Origin of the sequence: Pseudoalteromonas amylolytica (genome assembly GCF_001854605.1) — a bacterium.
Lineage (GTDB): Bacteria > Pseudomonadota > Gammaproteobacteria > Enterobacterales > Alteromonadaceae > Pseudoalteromonas > Pseudoalteromonas amylolytica.
On sequence record NZ_MKJU01000022.1, the window covers coordinates 286,058 to 310,303 of the forward strand.

Annotated in this window: 20 protein-coding genes; 8 read left to right on the forward strand and 12 right to left on the reverse strand. The window is 43.8% G+C overall.

Annotation, left to right across the window (positions count from 1 at the left end):
- The first annotated feature begins 20 nt into the window (after positions 1 to 20).
- The gene (locus tag BET10_RS05745; RefSeq protein ID WP_070983971.1) at positions 21 to 1,838 is read left to right on the forward strand and encodes an FAD-binding oxidoreductase; all 1,818 of its coding nucleotides are present in this window, start codon (positions 21 to 23) and stop codon (positions 1,836 to 1,838) included.
- A gap of 47 nt (positions 1,839 to 1,885) precedes the next feature.
- Here the strand turns inward: BET10_RS05745 and BET10_RS05750 are convergent, their stop codons facing one another.
- Entirely contained in the window at positions 1,886 to 2,701 is an 816-nt protein-coding gene (locus BET10_RS05750) for a sterol desaturase family protein (protein WP_070983972.1), read from the reverse strand.
- Positions 2,702 to 3,158: 457 nt separating this feature from the next.
- Here BET10_RS05750 and BET10_RS05760 point away from each other — a divergent pair, with 457 nt between their 5' ends.
- The gene (locus tag BET10_RS05760) at positions 3,159 to 4,139 is read left to right on the forward strand and encodes an AraC family transcriptional regulator (RefSeq protein ID WP_070983974.1); all 981 of its coding nucleotides are present in this window, start codon (positions 3,159 to 3,161) and stop codon (positions 4,137 to 4,139) included.
- 53 nt (positions 4,140 to 4,192) lie between these two features.
- Here the strand turns inward: BET10_RS05760 and metK are convergent, their stop codons facing one another.
- A complete protein-coding gene (gene metK, locus BET10_RS05765; RefSeq protein ID WP_070984064.1) occupies positions 4,193 to 5,344 on the reverse strand; it encodes a methionine adenosyltransferase in 1,152 nt (383 codons plus the stop codon).
- Between the two features lie 264 nt (positions 5,345 to 5,608).
- On the opposite strand from metK, the gene tkt reads away from it, so the two are divergent.
- Positions 5,609 to 7,600: a transketolase gene (gene tkt / locus BET10_RS05770; protein ID WP_070983975.1), complete on the forward strand. Its 1,992-nt coding sequence runs from the start codon at positions 5,609 to 5,611 to the stop codon at positions 7,598 to 7,600.
- 146 nt (positions 7,601 to 7,746) lie between these two features.
- Here the strand turns inward: tkt and BET10_RS05775 are convergent, their stop codons facing one another.
- The 7 genes from BET10_RS05775 to lptD all read right to left on the reverse strand — a co-directional run bounded on the left by BET10_RS05775 (position 7,747) and on the right by lptD (position 16,415).
- Entirely contained in the window at positions 7,747 to 9,762 is a 2,016-nt protein-coding gene (locus tag BET10_RS05775; protein WP_070983976.1) for a methyl-accepting chemotaxis protein, read from the reverse strand.
- Positions 9,763 to 9,878: 116 nt separating this feature from the next.
- A complete protein-coding gene (locus BET10_RS05780; protein WP_070983977.1) occupies positions 9,879 to 10,679 on the reverse strand; it encodes a symmetrical bis(5'-nucleosyl)-tetraphosphatase in 801 nt (266 codons plus the stop codon).
- A gap of 5 nt (positions 10,680 to 10,684) precedes the next feature.
- Complete coding sequence (apaG, locus tag BET10_RS05785) at positions 10,685 to 11,074, reverse strand: Co2+/Mg2+ efflux protein ApaG (RefSeq protein WP_070983978.1); 390 nt, start codon at positions 11,072 to 11,074, stop codon at positions 10,685 to 10,687.
- Positions 11,058 to 11,864, reverse strand: a complete 807-nt coding sequence (gene rsmA / locus BET10_RS05790; RefSeq protein ID WP_070983979.1) for a 16S rRNA (adenine(1518)-N(6)/adenine(1519)-N(6))-dimethyltransferase RsmA — start codon at positions 11,862 to 11,864, stop codon at positions 11,058 to 11,060. Before rsmA ends, apaG begins: the two co-directional genes overlap by 17 nt.
- Entirely contained in the window at positions 11,861 to 12,853 is a 993-nt protein-coding gene (pdxA, locus tag BET10_RS05795; RefSeq protein WP_070983980.1) for a 4-hydroxythreonine-4-phosphate dehydrogenase PdxA, read from the reverse strand. The genes rsmA and pdxA overlap by 4 nt, the downstream gene beginning before the upstream one ends.
- Before the next feature lie 6 nt (positions 12,854 to 12,859).
- On the reverse strand, positions 12,860 to 14,152 hold the full coding sequence (gene surA / locus BET10_RS05800) for a peptidylprolyl isomerase SurA (protein ID WP_070983981.1): 1,293 nt from the start codon (positions 14,150 to 14,152) through the stop codon (positions 12,860 to 12,862).
- 16 nt (positions 14,153 to 14,168) lie between these two features.
- Positions 14,169 to 16,415: an LPS assembly protein LptD gene (gene lptD / locus BET10_RS05805; RefSeq protein ID WP_070983982.1), complete on the reverse strand. Its 2,247-nt coding sequence runs from the start codon at positions 16,413 to 16,415 to the stop codon at positions 14,169 to 14,171.
- An 87-nt stretch (positions 16,416 to 16,502) separates the two neighbouring features.
- On the opposite strand from lptD, the gene BET10_RS05810 reads away from it, so the two are divergent.
- Genes BET10_RS05810 through djlA form a run of 3 tightly spaced genes read left to right on the forward strand, consistent with a single transcriptional unit; the run spans position 16,503 to position 19,038 of the window.
- Positions 16,503 to 17,516, forward strand: a complete 1,014-nt coding sequence (locus tag BET10_RS05810) for an aminoglycoside phosphotransferase family protein (RefSeq protein WP_240503650.1) — start codon at positions 16,503 to 16,505, stop codon at positions 17,514 to 17,516.
- Positions 17,513 to 18,181: an N-acetylmuramate alpha-1-phosphate uridylyltransferase MurU gene (gene murU, locus BET10_RS05815; RefSeq protein WP_070983983.1), complete on the forward strand. Its 669-nt coding sequence runs from the start codon at positions 17,513 to 17,515 to the stop codon at positions 18,179 to 18,181. Before BET10_RS05810 ends, murU begins: the two co-directional genes overlap by 4 nt.
- Entirely contained in the window at positions 18,181 to 19,038 is an 858-nt protein-coding gene (djlA, locus tag BET10_RS05820; protein WP_070983984.1) for a co-chaperone DjlA, read from the forward strand. Before murU ends, djlA begins: the two co-directional genes overlap by 1 nt.
- On the opposite strand, the gene BET10_RS05825 is transcribed toward djlA, so the two are convergent.
- Positions 19,039 to 19,884 (reverse strand): DUF3530 family protein, encoded by an 846-nt coding sequence (locus tag BET10_RS05825; protein WP_083330450.1) that lies wholly within the window; start codon positions 19,882 to 19,884, stop codon positions 19,039 to 19,041.
- A gap of 162 nt (positions 19,885 to 20,046) precedes the next feature.
- On the opposite strand from BET10_RS05825, the gene BET10_RS05830 reads away from it, so the two are divergent.
- On the forward strand, positions 20,047 to 20,982 hold the full coding sequence (locus tag BET10_RS05830; RefSeq protein ID WP_476704240.1) for a polyprenyl-phosphate transporter: 936 nt from the start codon (positions 20,047 to 20,049) through the stop codon (positions 20,980 to 20,982).
- Between the two features lie 293 nt (positions 20,983 to 21,275).
- Positions 21,276 to 22,649 carry a sodium:proton antiporter NhaD gene (nhaD, locus tag BET10_RS05835; protein ID WP_070984067.1) on the forward strand — a complete coding sequence of 458 codons (1,374 nt, stop codon included), beginning with the start codon at positions 21,276 to 21,278 and terminating at the stop codon, positions 22,647 to 22,649.
- On the opposite strand, the gene BET10_RS05840 is transcribed toward nhaD, so the two are convergent.
- The gene (locus BET10_RS05840; protein ID WP_237125496.1) at positions 22,641 to 23,636 is read right to left on the reverse strand and encodes a 6-phosphofructokinase; all 996 of its coding nucleotides are present in this window, start codon (positions 23,634 to 23,636) and stop codon (positions 22,641 to 22,643) included. The two genes, nhaD and BET10_RS05840, sit on opposite strands and share 9 nt — an antisense overlap.
- A gap of 168 nt (positions 23,637 to 23,804) precedes the next feature.
- Positions 23,805 to 24,206 (reverse strand): MmcQ/YjbR family DNA-binding protein, encoded by a 402-nt coding sequence (locus BET10_RS05845; protein WP_070983987.1) that lies wholly within the window; start codon positions 24,204 to 24,206, stop codon positions 23,805 to 23,807.
- Positions 24,207 to 24,246 lie beyond the last annotated feature (40 nt).

Below are 24,246 nucleotides of genomic sequence, written 5' to 3' on the forward strand. Positions count from 1 at the left end.
AAGTATAAGGATACATAAACATGCATAGTGAACAATCACGGATACAAGACGTTGTTGTTGGGTTAACGGAACACCTTACCCAAAGAGCCTCACAAGACACACCAGACCCACATAACCAGCGGCGTGAAGTACAAGCTGTATACGCTGAGACGGTGAATAGCTTTAAGTTGTTCTATCAAGCCGCCATTGAAGGTGGCTTTAGTCAGTCACGCCTGCTAACTCAGTTACTTAATGGCTTGAGTGATGTTGCTGGGTTGAACGATTATCAAACTGAAGCCATGATCTTCAATACGCGCTTTCAACAGCACCCTTTTGCAATCGCATTGTGTGAGTCGACGCTTGAAGTGCAATTTATCTATAAGTTAGCGATAAAATATAATTTGCCCATCAGAGTGCGAGCCGGTGGTCATGATCACGAAGGGGAGTGCAGTGGCAGCAATACCATATTAATTGATGTGAGTCGCATCAAACACTTCAGCTACGACCCTTCTACGGAAGTGGCAACAATCGGTGCAGGGTATCGGTTTTATCAATTAACACGCAAGCTGGTTGATTGTGGGCGTATGATAGCCCATGGCACGTGTGCTACGGTTGGTTTAACGGGTTACATTCAAGGCGGTGGCTGGGGTCCATGGACACGCAAATATGGCATGTGCTGTGAGTACTTAGTGGCTGCGACTGTGGTGCTCGGCAATGGTGAAGTGGTGAAGGTGAGCGAAAGCTGTGAACCAGATATTCTCTGGGCGCTGCGTGGTGGTGGTGGAATGAGCTGGGGAATTGTCACTGAGTTACAAGTAAAAACATTCGAATTACCTGATGAAATACATCGCTTTGAAGTTGTTTGGAATGCATTGTCAAAGCCTAAAAAAGGCCGCTATACACCTTTATGTCAAAAGCCGACGCTAGAAATACTCAAAGCGTGGGAAGAGGTCATTGAGGCGACTGATACACCTGATCTGTTGGGCACAAACTTGAAGATCAACGCAATTGCAAAAGACGCTGAAAACTCAGCGCTGCCATATGATGAATTGCACCATCCATGCACTATGTATGGTTATTGGCAGGGAACAGAGCAGGCTATGCGAGATTTTATTGATCAGGCATTTGGGCCTACTAAGAGTAATGTTGCTAAGCCAAAGATCACATGCACTAAGGTAGGTGGCAAAGTGAAGCCCAAAGGAAAAGCAAAGGCCAGTAGTACACCTGTGTATAGTTATGACCATACGTTACTTAGTAACTGGGCAAGAGAGAGCCTTGCAGATCAAGATGTGCCTTTACATCAAGATTTACAACAGCATAAGCAAGCGTTTACACCGGATTATGACGCGCCCGCTCCGCACAAAATCACCTCTAAGCTGGTTGAGCATAAAGGGCTCAGTGAGAAGGGATATCAACAGCTGCTGATGTCTTTAACATCTCCACTTCTTCAAGCCGATAACCCTTCCGTTGGGTTGTTTAGCTATGTGACTTTGGGCGCGATAGTGGGGGACTTCTACAACAACCTCAAAGAAGAGAGTAAAGCGCTTGGTGTATCATTTCCGTACCGTGATTGCTTGTATACCATTCAATATCAAACTTGGTGGAACGAAAGTGTAAAAGACAAGCTAGAACTTCAAAATAATGCGGTTTATGTAGACACGAACCGAGCGATGGATTGGATAGCAGCGAGCCGAAGCACTGAAATAGATGGTGCATATGGCGCGTTTATCAGCTTTAAGGATGCGTCCATTCCAACACCGGTTTACTTTCAACAAAACTACGAGCGATTGGTAGAGATTAAAAAGTCATATATCAAGGATGACTACAATCATCTGCGAACCAGAAAAACCATCATTTAATTAGTAGCACAGCTAGGGTTCTCACGGAATGGCAATTTCACTGGGCCCTAGCCAAGTTTTCTGGGACTACTTACTAATAGGTTTAATTTATCCCTTAGTCGCGGTTGATTTTGCATATTTCGTATGAGTACCAGCCAAGGCGTGAAAACCACATCTACAAATGAAAGGCTGTATAACCGGTCGGTAACGCCGTATTTAGGAGGGTGTGAGGACTCGGGTTGGACGAATGTACCAAACAACTTATCCCAGATGATTAATACGCCAGCAAAATTCTTATCTACATAACAGGCGTTATGGGCATGGTGTAAGCAATGGTGAGTGGGAGTGTTAAAAATTTTTCCAAACCACTTCAGCTCTGGTGCATGTTCTGTATGTACAAAAAATTGATAAGCGAGGTTGAGTGCGACGATGGTCATGACCAGTTCGGGTGAATAGCCTAGCAAAATCAAAGGCAACCAAAATAGCCACATACCCACCATGGGATAAAAAAGGCTTTGTCGCATTGCGGTCGAGAAATTCATGTTGATAGAGCTATGGTGTACAACGTGAGCTGCCCATAGCCAGTTACAGTGGTGGCTTGCTCGGTGAAACCAATAGTATAAAAAGTCTTGTAAGATAAACGCTGCAAGTATGGTGTAACCGTTGAGCTCAAATGTAAAGATGGCTCCGTGTTGGTAAAGCCAATGAAAAAATGGCATGAGTAAGGTGAGAGAGAGTAGATCTGTTGCCTGATGCGACAAAGCCAAGCTCGCATTTAATATAAGCTCTTTGAACGTATAACCGGCTTGTGCTTTGTGATATTCCAATAAGATTGCCATCGCAAACACAGGACCAAGTGCCAGAAGGATATACTCAGCTTGCATGATTGAGTTTCCTTAAGCGGCGCATTGCTGCTTTGAAGTCATAAAGTAGTATCAATTTCAGTAACCAATTGGGCAGCAGTGTATTGCTGAGCCCAAATATCTGATATCTGAGCCTCAGATGGGTATTCATTTTGGTTAATGAAATCACGCCTAGGTGATGTTTAATGGGTCCATGGCCTTCAATTTGATAGCACAGACGCTGTGCACTTGAATGTGTGATAACTTCAACGAAGGAGTGACCCCGCATTGTTACCTGCCGCCTTGTTTGCTGGTTAATACTAGGCAAGGCTTGAAATGTACCGTTAAAAATTTTGGCTAAGGTTTTTGAGTCACAAAACTGGGATAAAGTGAGCTGGCTATCCAAAGGTAAGGTAATAAATATATCGAGCAGTCTCATAACCTTCTGGCATTATTATGAAATCCTTGTACTAGCGTAACTTGGAAATAGGCGGCATACTTGACCTTAATTATTTTATTTTTGTCATTTTGCGCCACTATGTTTGATGTTTGTCGGCAATACTGCCAAGTCATTGCTGAATACCTACCAGCACAAGTGTTGGAACAAAGCCGAATTCCCATGTGGCAATATTTTACAGCCCTGGATAAAGGGGCTGTGCAGCACGGTGATCCCCTATGGGGCTTTGAGCTGGGTAAACGAGTCGATAGCGCACATTATGGTTTGCTGGGATATTTAGTTGAGTCTTCGTCTACGCTATTTGAAGCATTAGATGCGTTGCTGATGTTTGATAAAACAGTGGCAGATATTGGTGTGTGTCAATTTAGTCAAGCAAACAGTCACGGCTGTATTGTATGGCAACCTTATGAAAACAATCGCCATGCGATTTTGCGAAACATGACCGGTTGGGTGGCGATGGTACGCAAGATCACCGGAAAAGCTCTGTCTCCTCATCATGTTGAACTCACCAGCCACTGTACAGATACACAATTACAGCGTTTAGTATCTTGGTTTGGCTGCAAGGTGAGCGACAAGGCTATCCGTAATGCAATTACCTTCGACAGCGAGTTTTTAAATTTACCTATTCTAACTAAAAATGAACTAGTTAATGCTAACTTGTATCCGCTGATTCAGGATTTGCAACGAGCTTATAATAGTGGTCAAAGCTGGCTTGCGAAGTTGCAGCCGACATTACATAGCTGTGACTTACAGCTCATGTCGGTGTCGCAGTTAGCACATATGACAGGCACATCAGCAAGAACGTTGCAGCGGCATTTAAGGTTGCATGGATTGAGTTTCAGTAAGCTGGTGGAGCAAGAACGAAAACGCAGATTTACTTTGTTCTGTGAGGTATTAAACAAACAAGCTTTGAGCGAGCTGTTGGGTTATGCCGAACAAGCCTCTCTAAATCGCGCTGTGCGGCGTTGGTACGGTCAATCACCAAGTGAATATGTGGCCCAAAAACAACAAAATATGAGATAAACGCGCAATAAAAAAGGTGCCATTAGGCACCTTTTTTAACGTATGCTTGAAACTTAAAGACCCGCTGCTGCTTTTAGTGCCTCAGCTTTGTCAGTTTTTTCCCAAGGGAATTCATCACGGCCGAAGTGACCGTATGCCGCAGTGGGCTGATAAATTGGACGCTCTAGATCTAGCATCGTTAGAATTCCGTATGGGCGTAGGTCGAAGTGATCACGAATAATCTCGATCAAACGTGCTTCTTCAAGTTTACCAGTACCAAATGTTTCAACGCTGATAGATGTTGGCTCTGCAACACCTATAGCATAAGAAACTTGAATTTCACACTTATCAGCAAGGCCAGCAGCAACGATGTTTTTAGCAACATAACGTGCAGCATATGCCGCTGAACGATCGACTTTCGAAGGATCTTTACCAGAGAAAGCTCCACCACCGTGACGAGCCATACCACCGTACGTGTCAACGATGATCTTACGACCAGTTAAACCACAGTCACCCATAGGCCCACCGATCACGAAACGACCTGTTGGATTAATGAAGAACTTTGTCGCTTGCGTCACAAGCTCAGCTGGAAGTACTGGTTTGATGATAGTTTCCATGACTGCTTCAACTAAATCGCTTTGTGAGATAGTGTCACAGTGTTGTGTTGAAAGTACAACCGCGTCAATGCCTACAGCTTTACCGTTTTCGTATGCAAAAGTAACCTGTGACTTTGCATCTGGGCGCAACCAGCTAAGTTCACCACTTTTACGAACTTCAGCTTGGCGTTGCACTAAACGGTGTGAATATGTGATAGGGGCAGGCATCAACACATCAGTTTCGTTACATGCGTAACCGAACATTAGACCTTGGTCACCAGCGCCTTGCTCTTCAGGACGGGCACGGTCAACACCTTGGTTAATATCAGGTGATTGCTTACCAATGGTATTTAAAATAGCACATGAATCAGCATCAAAGCCCATGTCTGAGTGTGTATAACCGATTTCACGAACAGTTTTACGTGTTAGTTCTTCGATGTCTACCCAAGCGCTTGTAGTAACTTCACCGCCAACCATAACCATACCGGTTTTAACGTAAGTTTCACACGCAACACGTGCTTTTGGATCTTGTTCTAAGATTGCATCAAGTACCGCATCAGAAATTTGATCGGCGATTTTATCCGGATGACCTTCAGAAACTGATTCAGAAGTAAATAAGTGTTTTGCCATTTCATTTATGCTCATAAACATTGCGCTTCACAAACAACATGGATAAGCGCGAAAAAATAAGGCGGGTATTTTAACGAAATTTTGAGCACATGCCTAGTTTTTTTACGCCTAGACGTCCAAATTCATAAAAATACCTTGTAAGGCCCGAAAATCACGGGTCTAAGCAATTTTTTCTGGCATTTTCCGTTGCAGTTTGGCCCAAAAATAAGTAAGAATGGGGTCTTTCAACACCCGCGCATAACAAACTTAAAGGTAGGAGAATTCATGCCATCTCGCAAAGAACTTGCAAATGCAATCCGTGTTCTGTCAATGGACGCGGTTCAAAAGGCCAAATCTGGTCACCCTGGTGCCCCAATGGGCATGGCGGACATCGCTGAAGTGCTTTGGCGCGACTATCTAAAGCATAACCCGAGTAACCCAGAGTGGGCTGACCGTGATAGATTTATTCTGTCAAATGGTCATGGCTCAATGCTAATTTATTCTTTGCTTCACTTGAGTGGATATGAGTTATCGATTGAGGATCTGAAAAATTTCCGCCAGATGCACTCAAAAACCCCAGGCCACCCTGAATATGGTTATGCGCCAGGTATCGAAACAACGACAGGCCCTCTAGGCCAAGGTATCACCAATGCGGTTGGTATGGCGATTGCCGAAAAGTCATTAGCGGCGCAGTTTAACCGTGGCGAGCATAGTATTGTTGATCACTACACGTATGCGTTTTTAGGTGATGGTTGCCTGATGGAAGGGATCTCTCATGAAGCGTGTTCACTGGCAGGCACACTTGGTCTAGGTAAGCTTATTGCGTTTTGGGATGACAATGGCATTTCAATTGATGGTGAAGTAGAAGGTTGGTTTAGCGACGATACACCAAAACGTTTCGAAGCATATGGCTGGCATGTTATCGCAAATGTTGATGGTCACGACAGTGAAGCAATTAAAGCTGCAATTGAGGCTGCTCGCGCTGAATCAGACAAGCCAACACTGATCTGTTGTAAAACAGTGATCGGTTATGGCTCTCCAAATAAATCTGGCAGCCATGATTGCCACGGTGCGCCGCTAGGAGATGAAGAAATTAAAGCTGCACGTGAGTTCTTAGGTTGGGAGCACGGTGCATTTGAAGTGCCAGAAGATGTGTATGCGAAGTGGGATGCTACAGCACGCGGTCAGCAGCAACAAAGCGAGTGGCTAGTTAAGTTTACAGAGTATCAAATGGAATACCCTGAGCTTGCTGCTGAATTTGAACGCCGTATGAAAGGTGATTTACCAGCGAACTGGAGCGAGCATACCGAAACGTACATTGCAAACTTGCAAGCGAATCCTGCAAACCCAGCAACGCGTAAAGCATCGCAAAATGCGCTAAACGCTTATGGCCCGATTTTACCTGAGTTTATGGGCGGCTCTGCCGACCTAGCAGGCTCTAACCTTACGCTATGGGAAGGCTCAAAAGGTCTGACAGCGGAAGATGCATCAGGCAACTACATTTTCTACGGTGTGCGTGAATTTGGTATGTCTGCCATTATGAATGGTATTGCATTGCATAAGGGCTTTGTACCTTACGGCGCGACCTTCCTTATGTTTATGGAATATGCGCGCAATGCTGTGCGTATGGCTGCATTGATGAAGCAACCGAGTATTTTTGTATATACCCACGACTCAATTGGTCTTGGCGAAGATGGCCCTACACACCAACCGGTAGAGCAGCTTGCGAGTATGCGTTTAACACCAAACCTTGTTAACTGGCGTCCATGTGACCAGGTTGAATCAGCGGTAGCGTGGCAACAGGCCATTGAGCGTAAGAATGGTCCAACATCGTTGATTTTCACGCGCCAAGGGCTTGAGCAACAAGCACGTGATGAACAGCAGGTGCAGGCAATTAAGAAAGGTGGTTATGTGCTCAGTTGTGATGGCAATCCTGAGCTAATCCTCATCGCCACGGGCTCTGAAGTACAGCTTGCGGTTGATGCAGCGAAAGAGCTGCGTGAGTCTGGCAAGAAAGTACGTGTTGTTTCTATGCCTTCAACGGATGTATTTGACGCTCAATCGGCACAATACAAAGAAAGCGTATTACCAAGTTCAGTAACTCGTCGTGTGGCTGTTGAGGCGGGCATTGAAGACTACTGGTACAAATATGTTGGCTTAAATGGCGCTGTGGTTGGTATGAGTACCTTCGGTGAGTCGGCACCAGCTAACGAACTGTTTGAACACTTTGGCTTCACAGTACAGAATGTGGTTAACAAGGCAAACAGTCTGTTTTAATTGCTAAATAAAACAAATAAAAACCCCGCAATTGCGGGGTTTTTTTATCCAATGTGAAGCCATTTCGAGTGAAAGGAGGCGTAGGATTTAGCAAATGAGCAATAAAAAAGCGCCATGTGGGCGCTTTTTATATGGTCTGTATAATCTTATACTTTAAATTGTTCAACCGATTGTCTCAGCTCTTCAGCAAGCTTAGCTACTTCGCTGCTTGAGATAGACGTTTGGTTTGCGCCTTCAGCGGTTTGCTCGGCAATAGATACAATCGATTCAAGTCTTTCACTGATCTCCTGAGCGACTTGTTGTTGCTCGTTCGCCGCATTTGAAATCTCTTCACTCACGTCATGTGCCTGAGATACAGCAAGTGTAATACTGTTGAGCGCCTCGTTGGCCAAATCACTTTGCTCAACACAAGACTCGGCTTGCTGTTTACCCTTAGACATGGCTCTTACCGCTTCCTCAGCGCCAGCTTGTAGCGACTCAATCATGGATTGGATCTCTTGGGTTGATTCTTGAGTTTTACTTGCCAGTGAACGTACTTCGTCTGCTACTACAGCAAAACCTCGGCCTTGTTCACCTGCTCTGGCAGCCTCAATCGCAGCATTTAGCGCTAACAAGTTGGTCTGCTCCGCAATACCACGAATTACATCTAAGATACCGCCAATTGATGCGCTATCTTGATGTAATTTATTGATAACGGAGGAAGCTTCATCAACTTCACGTGCCAGTTGCTCAATGGTGTGCTTATTCTCATAAGAGATGCCTTTTACGCGTTCTGCTTCTTTGTCGGCGTTTTTAATTTCCAATAACGCTTGATGGGCACTGTTGCTTACACCATGTGATGTGCTACTCATTTGTGTTGTTGCCGTTGCAGCCTGTTCAACTTGTGCCTGTTGGTTACGTATCGCCTGACTTGACTCTGTGGTGATTGCCGAAGTTTCTTCTGAGGCCGCTGCAAGTTGCGTAGAGCGGGAAACAATACCCGTGATTAGCTCTCTTAAACTAGTGATTAGGGTATTACAACTGCGAGATAATTCGCCGAATTCATCTTTTGCAGAGTCATCAAGTCGCTGTGTCATATCTCCACGTGCAACGATGGTAAGCACACGGTTTACCTCTGTTAGAGGTTTCGTGATCAGGTTTACTGTAATATAAGCCACGACAACAGCCATTAATGTGGCAACGATCATCCCCACCCAAGTCCAAAGGTTTGCTGAATTCACATCCTCACGCACACCCTGTTGTAAATTGAATGCAACTTGACTTGCTTCATCTAACAGCTCATCTAACTGCTTGATAGCACCTTGTGTTGCTTGTTCTGAGTCTTGTAATTCTTTGCGTGTCATATCAAGCGCATTAAGTAGACTCTTTTTATTTTCGTATAAGCTTTGGGCTCCGTTGACTTGCTTGTCCAATGCTTGATAGTACGACTCAAGATCAGCAAACAGATCTTCGTCTAATGCTTTCACAGGGCCTTCCATCAAGGCCATATTACGAGCCAACTCTTCTACCAAGTAGCTTTGGTCGTTTTTAACAATTGAGAGGGTATTTAAATTGTCGATAGAAAGCATATCAGTGCTGTTTGTTACCAAAGAAGAGAAGTTATTCTCCATACTGGTCGCCGCTTGATACGCTCTGGTATTCTGCTCTTTAAGGCCATCTAAATCGATGATGTCCAGAACTACGGTTGTCGCATCTTCTGCATTGAGCTCAATATTTTCTAACTGCACTTGAAGTGTTTTACGCAGTTCTAGTTCCAGTGCTTTGTCTTTTTGCAGGCTGGTTACAGACTTAATGAAAGTATTGAAGCTTTTGCCTACATCTCGTGCACTGTTCGACAGCTTTGGGTTGGTCTGCACAACATCTTGCAACTGAGCATAGGTTTTTTCAAATGTTTGCTGCCTTTTGTCAAACTGTGACTTTAGAGTATCTAGTTCAGGCTGTGTTTGCGCATAGAAAGTTCCCTGTGCCATTTTGCTCATTAAAGAAAACTCAACCTGTAGCTCAGAGCTTTTATCAAGAGCGGGGAGCGATAATCGATTCACTTGTTGCGTGGAGTTATCGATGTTTGCAATCCTTAGCAAGGAGTTTCCGCCAATTAACAGCAGTAAAAGGGTGATAAATATAAAGCCACCCCAAATTCTTTGGCTAACAGTCAAGTTCATACAGATTCCATAAATTTACTAATAGGATTGAATAACTTATCGGTTTCATTCAGGATAAGTTAAGTATTTTATAGCAGAAGCGACTAAAAAATTCAGTAAAACTAGGCGAGTATACCTTATTTGCTTGAAAAATACTCACTTGTTTGTAGATCTATCATAGTCATCGGGCCACCCCAGACGCACCCTGTATCCAAAGCAACGACATTATTCATATTAGTTTTACCTTCTAATGCTGCCCAGTGACCAAAAATATAACGAGTTTTATCTTTGTTAAAGCGCTCATGCTTAAACCACGGTCTGAGGACTTTGGCAGAATGAGCAGGGCCCTTGTGGTTTAAATTCAATTGTCGCTTGTCATCTAAAAACCGCATGCGGGTAAAAACGTTGACGATGGCCTTAAACTTATCCTGTGTATTCAGTCTATTGATTGCTTGGTTTGGGTGCGGCCCATACATATTTGTATAGTACGATAGCGCTTCATCTGACTGATAACATTGTTGCGCAAACAGGGCGTACTCCATCGCTTGTGGGATGCTCCAATCCGGATGGATCCCAGCATGGGATATAAAAGTGTCAAACTCAGGCAGAAATACAGCAAGAGGTTGAGCACGCAATAAAGCAACGTATTGTGGCAGTTTATTGCTGACAAATACATTTTCAAGTTTATCTTTTGGGTTTGGGTCTTTGTTAAGTGCTACACATGCCAAAAAGTGCAAATCGTGATTACCAAGTGTAATACTAACAGCATGTTGATTATGATAAAGAAAGTCTAAGCAGGCTTGCGAGTCTTGACCCCGAGCAATAACATCCCCAACCAGATACAGATGATCTCGGCTGGGGTTAAAGTCGACAACTTCGAGCAGTTGCATAAAAGGTTTATAGCAACCTTGTATATCTCCAATCGCGTATTGAGCCATCGTATTTAATGTAAAATATTGGGGCAGGCTAAACGAAACACTTCAATAGGTGCTTTGAACTCGCTGCCAAACTCGTTACGCATTACATAGTAGCCCTGCATTGTACCAAGCGGCGTATCGAGTACAGCTCCGCTGGTATATTTATAGCTTTCGCCAGGCCCAATGGTGGGTGTTTCACCTACGACACCTTCACCTTCTACTTCGGTTTCCTTACCGTTTGCATCGGTGATAAGCCAATAGCGACTGTGTAACTTCGCATTACACAAGCTATGGTTTTTAATTGTAATGGTATAGGCAAATACGTATTTGTCTTTTTCGGGCTGCGACTGGGCTTCTACGTAAAATGTTTCTACAGAAACCTTAATCGGTGAGCCTATATTACTGCTTGTTGTCATATATCCAGTTAGCTATATCAATAAATTGTGCAAGTGATAAATTTTCAGCACGTTTAGAGGCATCAATACCTAATTGTTCCATTTCTTCACTGGTTAACAGGTTTGATAAGCTATTACGTAGTGTTTTACGACGCTGATTAAATGCCTCTAAACATACGGTGTTTAGTATTTTGGTCGACTTAGCAGTGCGCTGCTCAGGCTTTTTGGGAATTAGGCGAATAACCGCCGAATCAACCTTAGGTGCTGGCTTAAAACACTCTGGTGGTACATCAATGACCGGCATAGCATGGCAATAGTACTGTGTCATCACGCTCAAGCGACCGAAGGCTTTAGAGTCTGGGCCGGCAACCATGCGCTTAACGACTTCTTTTTGCAACATAAAATGCATGTGCTCAACATGGTCTGCAAACTCAAATAAATGAAATAGCAAAGGTGTTGATACGTTATATGGCAAGTTACCGAAGATCTTTAATTTCTCATCGCTTTTGATAAGGCTTGAAAAATCAAATTTCATCGCATCACCTTGATGCACCGTTAACTTGGGTCCCATAAAAGGATGGTGAATCAAACGCTCAGCAAGATCTTTATCAAGCTCCACAACAGTTAATTGCCCACTTAAATCAACGACTGGCTCTGTAATTGCGCCAAGGCCAGGGCCTATTTCAACTAGGTTGTCAGTGGGCTTTGGGTCGATGGCAGTCACGATTTTATCGATGATCATGTCATCGTTTAGAAAGTTCTGGCCAAAACGTTTACGGGCGCGGTGCCCTAAATGTACTTTATCTGTCATGAATTCTGTGCTTTTTCAGTGGCGAGCTTGATAGCTTCGCGGATCGCTAAGTCAAAACTACCCACCTCAATGTTATTGGTGGCGGCCAAATCTAGGGCCGTACCATGGTCAACAGAGGTGCGTATAAAGGGTAATCCTAGAGTGATATTAACCGAATTACCAAATCCTTTGTATTTTAACACAGGTAAGCCTTGATCGTGATACATAGCGAGCACGGCATCTGCATTATCAAGATATTTCGCTTGAAATAGCGTGTCAGCGGGTAATGGGCCGATAAAATTCATGCCTTGCTGGTTCAGCATTTGCAGGGTTGGCGAAATAGTGTCTATTTCTTCTCGGCCTAAATGGCCATCTTCACCAGCATGGGGGTTAAGTCCACATACCAACACTTTAGGCTGTTCAATGCCAAACTTATTCTGTAGATCGTGATGTAGAATAGACGCAACTTTGGCTAGGCGTTCTTTAGTAACGGCTCTGGATACATACTCAAGCGGGATATGTGTTGTGACCAGTGCTACACGTAATCCTTCAGTTGCCAACATCATCACCACATCGGCGGTGCCTGATTGTTGTGCAAAGTACTCCGTATGGCCACTAAAAGAAATACCCGCTCGGTTGATAATGCCTTTATGAACAGGGCCTGTGACTACCGCATCAAATGTACCGTCCATATTCTTTTCAGATGCCAGACGCAGTGTTTCTAAAACATAAAGGCCATTTTTCTCATCTAACACACCCGGAGTGACCTCACCACCTTTATCAACTTGCATGTAGTACAAGCTGCCAGCCTCTGCCGGGGTGGCAGGCTGGCTGGGGTCAAATTCGATCATATTGACTGATAGCCCAAGTTGCGCGGCGCGTTGTTCCATCAAACTTTTGTCAACTACAGCAATCAGTTGCACGGGCCAGCTTTTTTGTACCAGCTTGATAACTAGATCTGGTCCAATTCCAGCGGGTTCGCCCGGTGTGATCGCAATTCTTAAGCTCATAATTACTTACTCATCAGGGAAGATATCAATATGGGCTTGCTCTCTTATTTCGCTTTGCCACTTGAATGCTTCTTCTTTGAACTTACGGTTGTACAGCAAGCCATGAGCGCGGTTCAGTTTAGCCTGCTCGGTTTTGTCTGCTACACGTTTATCAAGCAACTGCACGATGTGCCAACCAAATGAGCTTCTAAAAGGTTCGCTGATTTCATCTTTTTCAAGCGATAATAGGGTGTCTCTAAATGCAGGCACATAAGTTGTTGGGTCTGTCCAGTCATATTCACCCCCTTTAAGGGCTGAGCCTGGGTCCTCTGAATGCTCTTTCGCTAATTCAGCAAAATCCGCTTTCCCCGCCCGTATGTCAGTAACAAAACCTGAGAGCATCTCTTTTGCTTTTTCTTCACTGAGAATGATAGATGGCTTAATCAAGATATGACGAGAGCGAACCTCTGTTGTTTCAACAACTTGACGACCACGAATATCTTGCACTTTCAAAATATGAAACCCTGCGCCTGAGCGAACAGGACCGATGATTTCATCTTTTTTCTTACCTTTGATTGCTTCGGCGAATAAAGAAGGCATTTCGTTAATACTCATCCATCCTAACTGACCGCCCTCAAGTGCTTTTGGACCACTTGATGATGCAATAGCAATACGTTTAAAGTCTCTACCTTCATTAAGAAATTCAATAACTTTGTCTGCGCGTGTTCTCGCGTCTTCGATTTCTTCCGGCGTTGCTTTATTTGGGATCTTGACCAAAATATGACCCAAATCAAATTCCTCGGCGCTACCGGTTTGCTCAGAAAGTATTTTTTGCAAGTTAGCAATTTCGCGAGGGCTAATGTAAATGCGACGGTCAACGTTCGCTCTTCGTACTTGGCCTATGGTAATCTCTTTACGAATTTGCTCACGGTACTCTTGAAAGTTTTCACCACTACTTTCAACTGTTTTTCTTAAATCTGCAATGGTTCCGCCTTGATCTTGCGCGATACTAGCAAGCGTTTGATCAAGTTGTGCATCGGAGATTTCCATCCCCATTCGCTCTCCAAGTTGAAGCATGAGTGTTTGATCGACAAGACGGTCAAGGGCTTGAATACGTAAGGTTTTATCAGAGGGAAGCTCGGTGTTTTGTTGCTTCGCTTGTTCTTTTACTCGCTGGATAATCTGATCTACTTCACTTTGTAGAATCACACCATCGTTTACGGTAGCGACTACTTTATCAATTTGCACTCGCTCAGCGAGTGCGTGTTGGTTGATGCTCATCCCGAATAGGGCAACCAATAACAGCTTTTTAAAATTCATAATGTTCTAATATTTATTAATTATTTAAAAAATAAGGGCGTCGATAATTAAATAGTCCCTGTTGCAGAACTTGTTCAATATCATAATTTGACTTGCCGCCAAGGCCTTTAAGCACAAAGCTAATACCTATACTTGAGTCAAATTGCGCATCGTTTTGATTAATTGTGCGATTTAAATCTGTTTCTATTTGCCTTTTACCCGTAATTTGAACGGCCCAGCAACAGCTTTCATAGCGTATCCCAGCAAACACTTCAACGCTACGCGAGGTGGTTAAGTCTCTGTGATAGCTAGCAACTACCTGCCAATTGTCATTTATTGGTAAACTAGCAAACATACCAGCTTGATCAATTTCATATCCTGAGACATCACTGGCATAACGATGGTTCAATTGAACTAACTTATTGTTGTCACCTTTATAATCCAGTGTTGTATGAGATTCAATGAGTTCTTTTGCGTCGGCGTCGTACTGAATACCTGCAGAGAAGTACCAACGTCTGTGCCAATGTATCATGGTTTCGGCTGCAAACAAGGCATTATAATTTGTTTGACCGTCAAGGCTCTGTGCGCTTGGCTTAACATCATCTTCCAAATAGATAATTTGTCCTGCGCTGAAATTGAACCTCTCTAGATTCTTGTCATCGAACAAGCGTGTCGTCGCACCTAATGTGATCTGGTTGGCTTGCGCGATTCTGTCTACACCAGAAAACCGTTGTTCGCGGAACAAACCGTAAAAGTCATCCTGCGTTTTGGTGGTATCATATAAGCCGATACTCCGTTGGTCACGCTCTGGGGTATATAAATACTGCATTTGTGGCTCTAAGGTTTGAGTGCCATTTTCAAAAAGCATACTGTCACGTTCAAAATTAAGTTGCGTATGCACCCTAACTTTAGGCAAGGTGCGCGTGACGTCACCTGCAAATTGCGTATTGTGTAAATCACCTTCTTGCTTATAGCGTGTGTGTAACAGGCTAACTTCACCAAGTAATGACCATGCGTAATCGCTAATTTTATAACTGGCTTTCGGTTCGATATGAAAGCGTGTCGCTTGTTCAATCAAAAGCGTTTTGTTGCGAAAGTGACTTAGTTCACCTTGCAGATTAAAATCTAAGCCTAACATGTTGTAAGCGTAGCGATTCCGCCAGCTAATTTGCGGCAAGGCGGCATACGATTCAGTATGATCACCTAAAACTTCGAAATTCTGTAATTTAATGTCTGCGAGCCATTGCTCGCCGAGATAGCTCAGGATGCCGGTTCTATCAAGTTGAGTCCCTGTTTCACTTGCATAGTCTGACGTCAGGTCGGTCAGATAGTTATCATCACTGACATTTGTGATATCAAGGCTCAAGCGCCAGTTGTTACTTAAATAGCTTTGTTGGTTCCAGTGAACCAAATAACGCTCGCCAAGCGTAGGCTCGGAATCATCCTTTTCAAGATATTCTATCCCGAGGAGACCCGAGTGATGTTCGGTTAAATACCTAAACTCACTGATAAGCTGCACACCCTGATTTGACATGTATCTCGGCGACAAGGTGGCGTCATAGTTTGGCGCAATATTCCAGTAATAAGGTAGTACCACCTCTAACCCATAGCGGCTCGATGGTGCAATTTTTGGCATCAATAGCCCTGATTTACGTCGATCGTCTATGGGAAATGTGAAATAGGGGATATATAACACTGGTGTATCAAGGATTTTTAGCACTGCGTTGTGTGTCTCACCCCAACCATCTTGTCTCGATAAGATGATGTCATCGGCTTCAAGCGCCCAAAATGGTTTATCAGAAGGACACGTCGTAAAACTGGAATTGAACAATGAAATTTTTTCGCCTGAGGCTGAGAACTTTTCAGCCCCGCCACGACCAAGTTGTTTTGTTAATTGGTAGTCAGCACCAAGTAAGCTAATTTCATTATCATTTAAATCTGCGTATAGCGCGTTGGCTTTTACATCGGTGAATGAGTCTCGGTAGCGCAGAGGGCCTGTGGCATTGAGTAGGCTTTGTTTTTTATCAATGAGTGCGCTGCTGGCAAATAACGACATCTTGTTGGTATTAATCACCACATTACCCGAAAACTCAGCGCTCTCTTTGCCTTGCATTTCGACGTCATCAGCTTGAATATCAATTGCATTGTTTGGTAATGAGCTCAGTGGTTGCCATGGTTGCGGTTGCAAAAATTGTCCACATAATTGTGATGTAGACTCTGATGCAGCCACCGCATTGGCATTGGCCAATACGACGCAGACGATTGCAGCCCATGTTTTGCTCATTTATTAACCTTGAACGCCGTTATTTATATTAAGCAAGACATGATAAAGTAAAACTTAGTGAAATACAGTAATTAAGAGTGGAATTTTGTGACAAATAAGCAAAATAGACAGAGCCTGTACGAAGGCTTTTTAAACTCGTACTTTGGTAATTGTGGTTACCAATACAGCGCAATTACCAGTGATGCAAGCTTTCGCTGTTATCACCGAGTGGTATCTGCACAGCACAGTTACATTTTAATGGACTCAGACCCTGATAAGTTAGACAATCGGCCTTTTGTTGAGTTGAATCGCTGCTTTACGCAAGCTGGCCTAAAGGTGCCAAATATTTTGCATATTGATATGGATAGTGGCCTTATGCTTTTAGAAGACCTTGGTTCGAAGCATCTAGCTGATAGGCTTGATGATCAGACGCGAATGCAAGACTATCAAGAAATAATTGCATTGCTTCCTCGTATCGCCAGTACACCGGCTTCTGATTTTATGAAGCCGTATGATGGCCAATTTATCAACATGGAATTAGACATTTTCTGGCAGTGGTTGATTGGCGATTGGTTGAAGTTAGATGAGCGCAATTTGCCTGTCACGCAGTGGACGACACTGAAAAAGCAATTAATTGATGCGATGCTTGCACAGCCTCAGGTAACTATGCATCGCGACTTTCATAGCAGAAATATCATGAATGTAAGTGGAGAATGGGCACTTATTGACTATCAGGATGCAGTGCAAGGGCCAGTCACTTATGACGCAGTATCCTTACTTAGGGATTGTTATTTTAAGTTGCCACAAGCTGAATTTAACATGCTCCAAAGCGCCAGCTTTGCAAAGCTGGATGAGGCAAACTTGTTACCACACATGACATTTGAGCAGTACCAAAGATACTTTGATATGACAGGAATACAGCGACACCTCAAAGCAGCAGGAATATTTTGCCGTTTGCTGTTACGCGATGGCAAAGCCGGGTATCTGCAAAACATACTTCCAACCTTGCAATATATCCATGATGTAGCGAAATGTTACGAGTCGTTTCAGTGGCTTGCAACTTGGTTACGGCATGACATAATGCCAAAAGTCGAAGCTAAGTTGAGTTATCAAACAGTATGAAAGCCATGATCCTTGCGGCTGGACGCGGGAAGCGAATGATGCCACTGACCGCTGATTTACCCAAACCAATGTTGCCGGTTGCAGGCCGCCCATTACTCGAATATCACATAGAGCGCCTACGTAATGCGGGCATTACACAGATAGTGATCAACCTCGCGTGGCAAGGTGAGAAAATCGTTCAGCATTTTGGTGATGGCAGTGCATTTGGTGTACACATCCACTACAGTTATGAACCGCAAGAGGGGCTCGAAACCGCCGGTGGAATACGCAATGCACTAGATGTATTAAGCGAATGTGATGATACTTTCATTGTGATTAATGGCGATATATTTACTGATTATGATGTGAGCGCTTTAACGCAACTGGCGCTGGGTGAGCAAGAGGCTCATATCGTATTGGTTGAGAATCCAGCACATAATCCTCAAGGTGACTTTCGTTTGGCTCATCAACCACTGAATGAGCAGCGTTACACCTTTGCCGGTATTGGCTTATATCACAGCTCTTTTTTCAGGCAGTTGGCACCTGGCTTTACTCCTTTGGGGCCAATGTTAAGAGAGGCACTTGAGCAAGGGCATGTATCAACGGAGCTTTATTTAGGGCTATGGAGTGACATAGGTACACCCGAGCGTTTATCTGAAATTAATAGCATGTGGGAGCAACAATAATGTGGGGTAAACTGCTTGGTACGTGCTTTGGATTTATGTTTGGACGCTGGGTAGGGGCGATTTTGGGCTTCTGGCTTGGTCATATGTTTGACAAAAGTTTAAAGCAAAATTTTGATAAGGTAGGTGGTTTCCAAGGGTTCTTTAGTGGTGATGATTTACATCAACGCCAAGCGCTATTTTTCTCTAGCTGTTTTGCGGTTATGGGGCATATTGCCAAGTCAAATGGGCGGGTGAGCGAAATTCACATTCAGGCCGCATCGGTGTTTATGGATGAAATGGGCCTACATGGCGAAAATAGACAAGAAGCTCAAAATGCTTTTCGTGCGGGTAAAAGCGCCGATTTCCAATTAAAAGAAGCAATCAGCGACTTTAAAGACGTATTTGCACGTCGCTATGATTTATTGCAGTTGTTCTTAGAAATTCAAATTCAAATGGCCTTTTCAGACGGCCACTTAGCGGCTCAAGAAAAGCAGTTGTTGCAAAAAGTGAGTCAATATTTGGGGATCTCCGCAACGCATTTCCAGTTTATCCTTAAGCGATATCAGGCAGAGTTTAGTTTTCGTCAGCAGCGAGCCCAAGAACAAAGCCAGCAAAATGGCCAACAACGGAGTCACTATCAGCAAAAACAACCCCCTAGCAATGAAGGCACCTTTTCTAAATCTCAGGCACTGGCGGTATTGGGATTGGGAAATGACGCGACCGAAAAAGATATTAAGCGCGCGTACCGCAAGCTGATGGCTCAGCATCACCCCGATAAATTGGTGTCACAGGGTTTACCTGAGCACATGATGGAGGTGGCTAAACGCAAAAGCCAAGATATTCAGTCCGCTTACGAGTTCTTGAAAAAAGCAAGCTGATCACAAGCGTCGTAAGAAACCGTTAAGCTCCTTTCTCAAACGCTGGTGCTGCATCGGTTCATTGCTTGCGCCAAAGAGTTCACGTTGGCGGTAATCATACTTGTTATTGCGTTTGACCCAACGCATTCTTTGCTGTGCGTTGTCTAGTAGGGTCTGATTATCTTGTGAATAGACAATGTCTAAAAGTGGCGGACCAACCAAAGAAAGAACCGCTGGCAAGTGTTTATTTCTTTTGATATTAGGGAGTTGTGCACTAAGGGTGATTAGGGCATCAATTTCAATGTCTGGCAAAGCTGCTAAGTGTTCTGAAAACACCCCCGCACTGGTTCCGGCTGCAATAACAACAAATTGTTGCTCAGAGTTCAAATCTAGGGTTTGCTGCAACGCCTCAAAGCTTGCCAGCAAGTGCTCTTTATATTCGTCTAACATCGCCTCTGACCAAGGGCCTTGGTATTCAGATGTATTACCCTGCGCACTGTCGTCGGGTGTAAACATCCCTGCCTGCCAATTCAGCTCTGGAGTTTGAATTGCATAGGTATCAAAGCCATCATCTGTGAGGGCTTGAGAAAGGTAGCCCAGACCGTGGGGTGATAATGGTCCTTGGTCTGCGCCTGGCAGCATAACAACAACACCACGTTTTATCGCACTCATATAGGGAGAAAATAACGCTAGTACTTTGCCTTGATCAGTTTCTAGCTCGATAAGTTGCTTAGCAAAGTATTTATTGAGGTCACCTTGCTCTACGTTGGTTCGAGCCGGTGGCATAATAAATTGTGCAGATTCTGCACGGCTATAACTGCTTGTCGTTACAAGGATTATGCTTAAAACTAGCAAAATAAACTTCATAACAATGTGTTTGAAAATTGGCTCATATCAGTGTATCGGCAGCAGCGCGATTTTATTTAATCAAATTACCTTACTCTGAATATTGCAGTCATCGCTTTATGGCGCTGTTTGCTAGCATCATTTTCCGTTAGACTAAGCCCAAATTAAAGATGGAGTAGATAAGTGACAAAGCATTGTGATTCCAAAAGAGACTATGTTTGGTTATTTTTGAAAGGGGCCGGAATGGGCGCTGCGGATGTTGTACCAGGTGTGTCCGGCGGTACTATCGCGTTTATAACTGGAATATATTCACGTTTTTTACATGCCATAAAAAGCGTGGATTTAGCCGCGCTGGGCATACTTAAAAACGATGGTATAAAAGCGTGCTGGCGTCATATTGACGGCTCTTTTCTGTTGGCTGTATTTGCTGGCTTAATAACAAGTGCAGCATCGTTAGCAAAGTTAATCACGTATTTGTTAGCTAATCATCAGATCTTGGTGTGGTCATTTTTCTTTGGGTTGATCGTGGCGTCGTTTATTCATGTGGCTAAGCAAGTCACTCATTGGCGTTGGCAAACGATACTAAGTTGCTTTTTAGGAGCAGTGATCGCTTTTGTGATTACGACACTGGCACCAAGTGAAGCTCAACCCCACTGGTGGATGTTTTTTGTTGCTGGTGCAATCGCGGTGTGCGCCATGATTTTACCCGGTATTTCGGGCAGTTTTATTTTGTTGCTTCTCGGTATGTACGGGCATGTGCTTAAAGCTGTCACACAAAAAGAGTTGCTGTTGGTGGGCCTATTCTTGATGGGGTGTGTGGTAGGGCTGATGGCTTTTTCTCGTTTTCTATCTTGGTTATTGGATAGGTACCAACAGGTAACATTTTCATTGCTAGCAGGGTTTTTATTGGGATCGTTGAATTTACTCTGGCCTTGGAAAACAGTGATATCAACTTACATCAACTCCAGTGGCATCGAAAAGCCCCTGTTGCAGCAAAATGTGAGTCCAATGGAGTTTGCTGCTGTAACTGGTATGGCACCACAAACTGGAATATGCATTGCGCTGGCAGTGGCTGGACTATTACTGATTCTAGCGATTGAAAAGCTCACCAATGATTAATTTTAAGCGACCAACATAATATTATGTTGGTCGCTTGTGCCTTTGCATTATTAAATAGACCACACTCTTCAGCATGTACCCACTCCTACAAGCACTTTAATACCAATGGGTAATTTTTAATCTTGACAAAAAAAGCGATCATATAAGCGACAAAAGTATTAATGTATTTCACGAGTGATTCGCCGTGATTTTAATATCTTTGCACACCTTTGTGTTCAGTTAATGAAAGGCAAAATATATCCATGAGTACAGTGAGTTATAAGTTAGGCTTATTGGTTTTTCTGTTGATAGGTATGACTTTTCCTGCCCAGGCAGGTGTCGAGCGGTTGGATTTAACATCCTCTTTATTAGGCCTGTTTTGTATCTTGGTCTTCGTTGTTGCCTATGCATTGGTCATGGTTGAAGAAAAGCTTCACTTGCGAAAGTCCAAGCCGGTTTTGGTTGCCGCTGGCATAATTTGGATAGTGATTAGCGCCTATTATGTTACTCATGATATCTCTTATGTTACCGAGGAGGCATTTAGGCATAATTTACTAGAGTTTGCTGAGCTAATGTTATTCCTGCTCGTGGCAATGACATATATTAATGCGATGGAAGAGCGCAAAGTATTTGACGCGCTGCGGGCTTGGATGATCCAAAGAGGGTTTAGTTATAATAGTTTGTTTTGGATTAGTGGCTTTTTAGCATTTTTTATTTCGCCCATCGCAGATAACTTAACCACCGCATTGTTAATGTGTGCTGTGGTGATGAAAGTGGCCGAGGGTGACAAACGATTTATTAATCTCAGTTGTATTAATATTGTGATAGCAGCGAACGCAGGAGGAGCATTCAGCCCATTTGGTGATATTACCACGTTGATGGTTTGGCAGGCGGGAATGGTGCAGTTTAATGAGTTTTTGGTGCTATTTTTCCCATCGCTTGTTAACTATGTGGTACCAGCATTCATAATGAGCTTTTTTGTTGAGAAGAAAATGCCATCAGCGCTTTATGAGCCGACTAAAATGAAGCGCGGTGCTAGACGCATTCTAGCATTATTTTTATTGACTGTTCTCACCGCGGTGTTGTGCCATAGTTTACTGCATATGCCGCCAGTTCTGGGCATGATGATGGGTTTAGGCTATCTACAGTTATTTGGTTACTTTTTACGTGTCACGCTCGAGAAAAGGCGTGACAAAGCAATACAAGCTGGGGATAAAAGACGTATTGATCTGCTTGGGAGTGTTATGCCATTTGATGTCTTCAATAAAGTGGCGCGCGCTGAGTGGGATACCTTGCTATTTTTTTATGGCATCGTGATGTGTGTTGGCGGCCTTGGTTTTCTGGGGTACTTGGGCCTGTTGTCGGAGGTGCTGTATGGGCAGTGGAGTGCAACGGCAGCGAATGTCTTTTTGGGAGTCGTATCATCTGTCATAGATAACATTCCGGTGATGTTTGCTGTGTTGTCCATGCAACCCGATATGTCGCACGGACAATGGTTATTAATCACCCTTACAGCAGGGGTCGGTGGCAGCTTGCTATCGATTGGCTCCGCTGCAGGGGTCGCTTTGATGGGTCAGGCGCGTGGTTATTACACATTTATTGGCCATTTGAAGTGGGCACCTGTCATTGGCTTGGGGTATGTTGCCAGTGTACTAACGCACCTCTGGCTCAATGCAGAGTTATTTTAAGTAATGAGTTAATTGTTGCTGGTGAGCGTTTACCCAATGAGCGCTCACAGGCTTTGCAGTATTGATCACTTGTTCAAGAGGCGTGGCAATGACTTTACCAGCTTCGCGGCCAATCATCACATTATCTTGTCCAGTGATGATAGCATCAACCGCTGCAAGGCCTAATTCTGTTCCTAAGTTTCTATCTTCAGGGACTGGGCTACCGCCTCGTTGAATATGTCCAAGAATACAGATTGCACTGTCTACTTTGCCTTGCTCGGTTAAGCTTTCTTTGAGCGCCTGAGCGCCACCAGGCCATAAATTTTCCGCTAGTACGATTAGAAAGCTACCGTGTGTGTGTTGTTGCTTATCAATAGCTTTTAATAGCTCTGTAACCTTTTGCAGTGCCCTGTCGGCAGAGAAGTTTTCAAATGAAATAATGGCTTCGGCACCTGTGGCTATGCCGACGTTAAACGCAATATGGCCACTGTGTCTACCCATCACTTCAACAATAAAGATCCGCTCGAATGCATTGGCTGTATCGCGAATTTTATCAATAGCATGAGTCGCCGTGGTGACGGCCGTTGCGAAGCCTATGGTGCAGTCCGTTCCGCTGAGATCATTATCAATCGTTCCGGGCAATCCTATGACTTGCTTTTCCCAGTGTTGTTTGATTGCCTGTAGCCCTCTTAAAGAGCCATCTCCACCTATCACAATCAGTGCGTCAATTTCGTGTTTTCTTAGGGTATTACATGCTTGTATAACTCCCTCTGAAGTTAGCATGGCTTGGCAGCGCGCACTTTTTAAAATGGTTCCACCTTGCTGCAAGGTTGGGTTGACATCAAAATGCTCCATTTCGACGTACTGATCATCAATTAAACCATTGTAGCCATGATAAAAGCCAACACATTGTAGTTGATGATAATTACAACTTAAAGTAATTGCTCTAATTGCGGCATTCATAGCCGGTGCGTCACCGCCACTTGTTAAAACCGCGATCTTTTTCATAATTAATCCTTCATCGAACTGTAACTGTAATTATAGATAACGCATAAGCTGCACAGCTAGCATACAAGCTTATTTAAAAGCTGAGAAGGGAAAAGGTATATCAATAAGGGGAGGTTGAAAAGGGAAATGGCCCTCGCAGGATCACGAGGGGAGCCAAATCCAATAGATTTACTTATTTAAAGACGCTGCAATTTTTGCTAGTTCTTCTTTTTGTGCGGTTGGCAAATTATCTACAACGATATTGTAAGAATTATCGATCATTTCTTTAATTTTCTCTTCAGGCACTGAGCCGTCTAGAATGATCGTATTCCATAAACGCTTGTTCATGTGGTAGCCCGGAACGATGGCTGGAAACTCATCTCGAAGTAACAAAGCTTCATCGGGATCGCACTTCAAGTTAAGCCACCAAATCGGCTCACCGTTGGCATCTACTTGACCTTCTTTACCCTCAGATAAAGTAGCAAACATTTTGTGCTGCACTTTGTAGACATCCACATCTTGAGCAAACGGCTGAGTAATAAACGTCGCAGGTTTACTTTGCAAATAGTCATGTACGCTTTTTTGATCCATATGATCGTGTCCTTGACGTAACTAAATAATTTAAAACAAC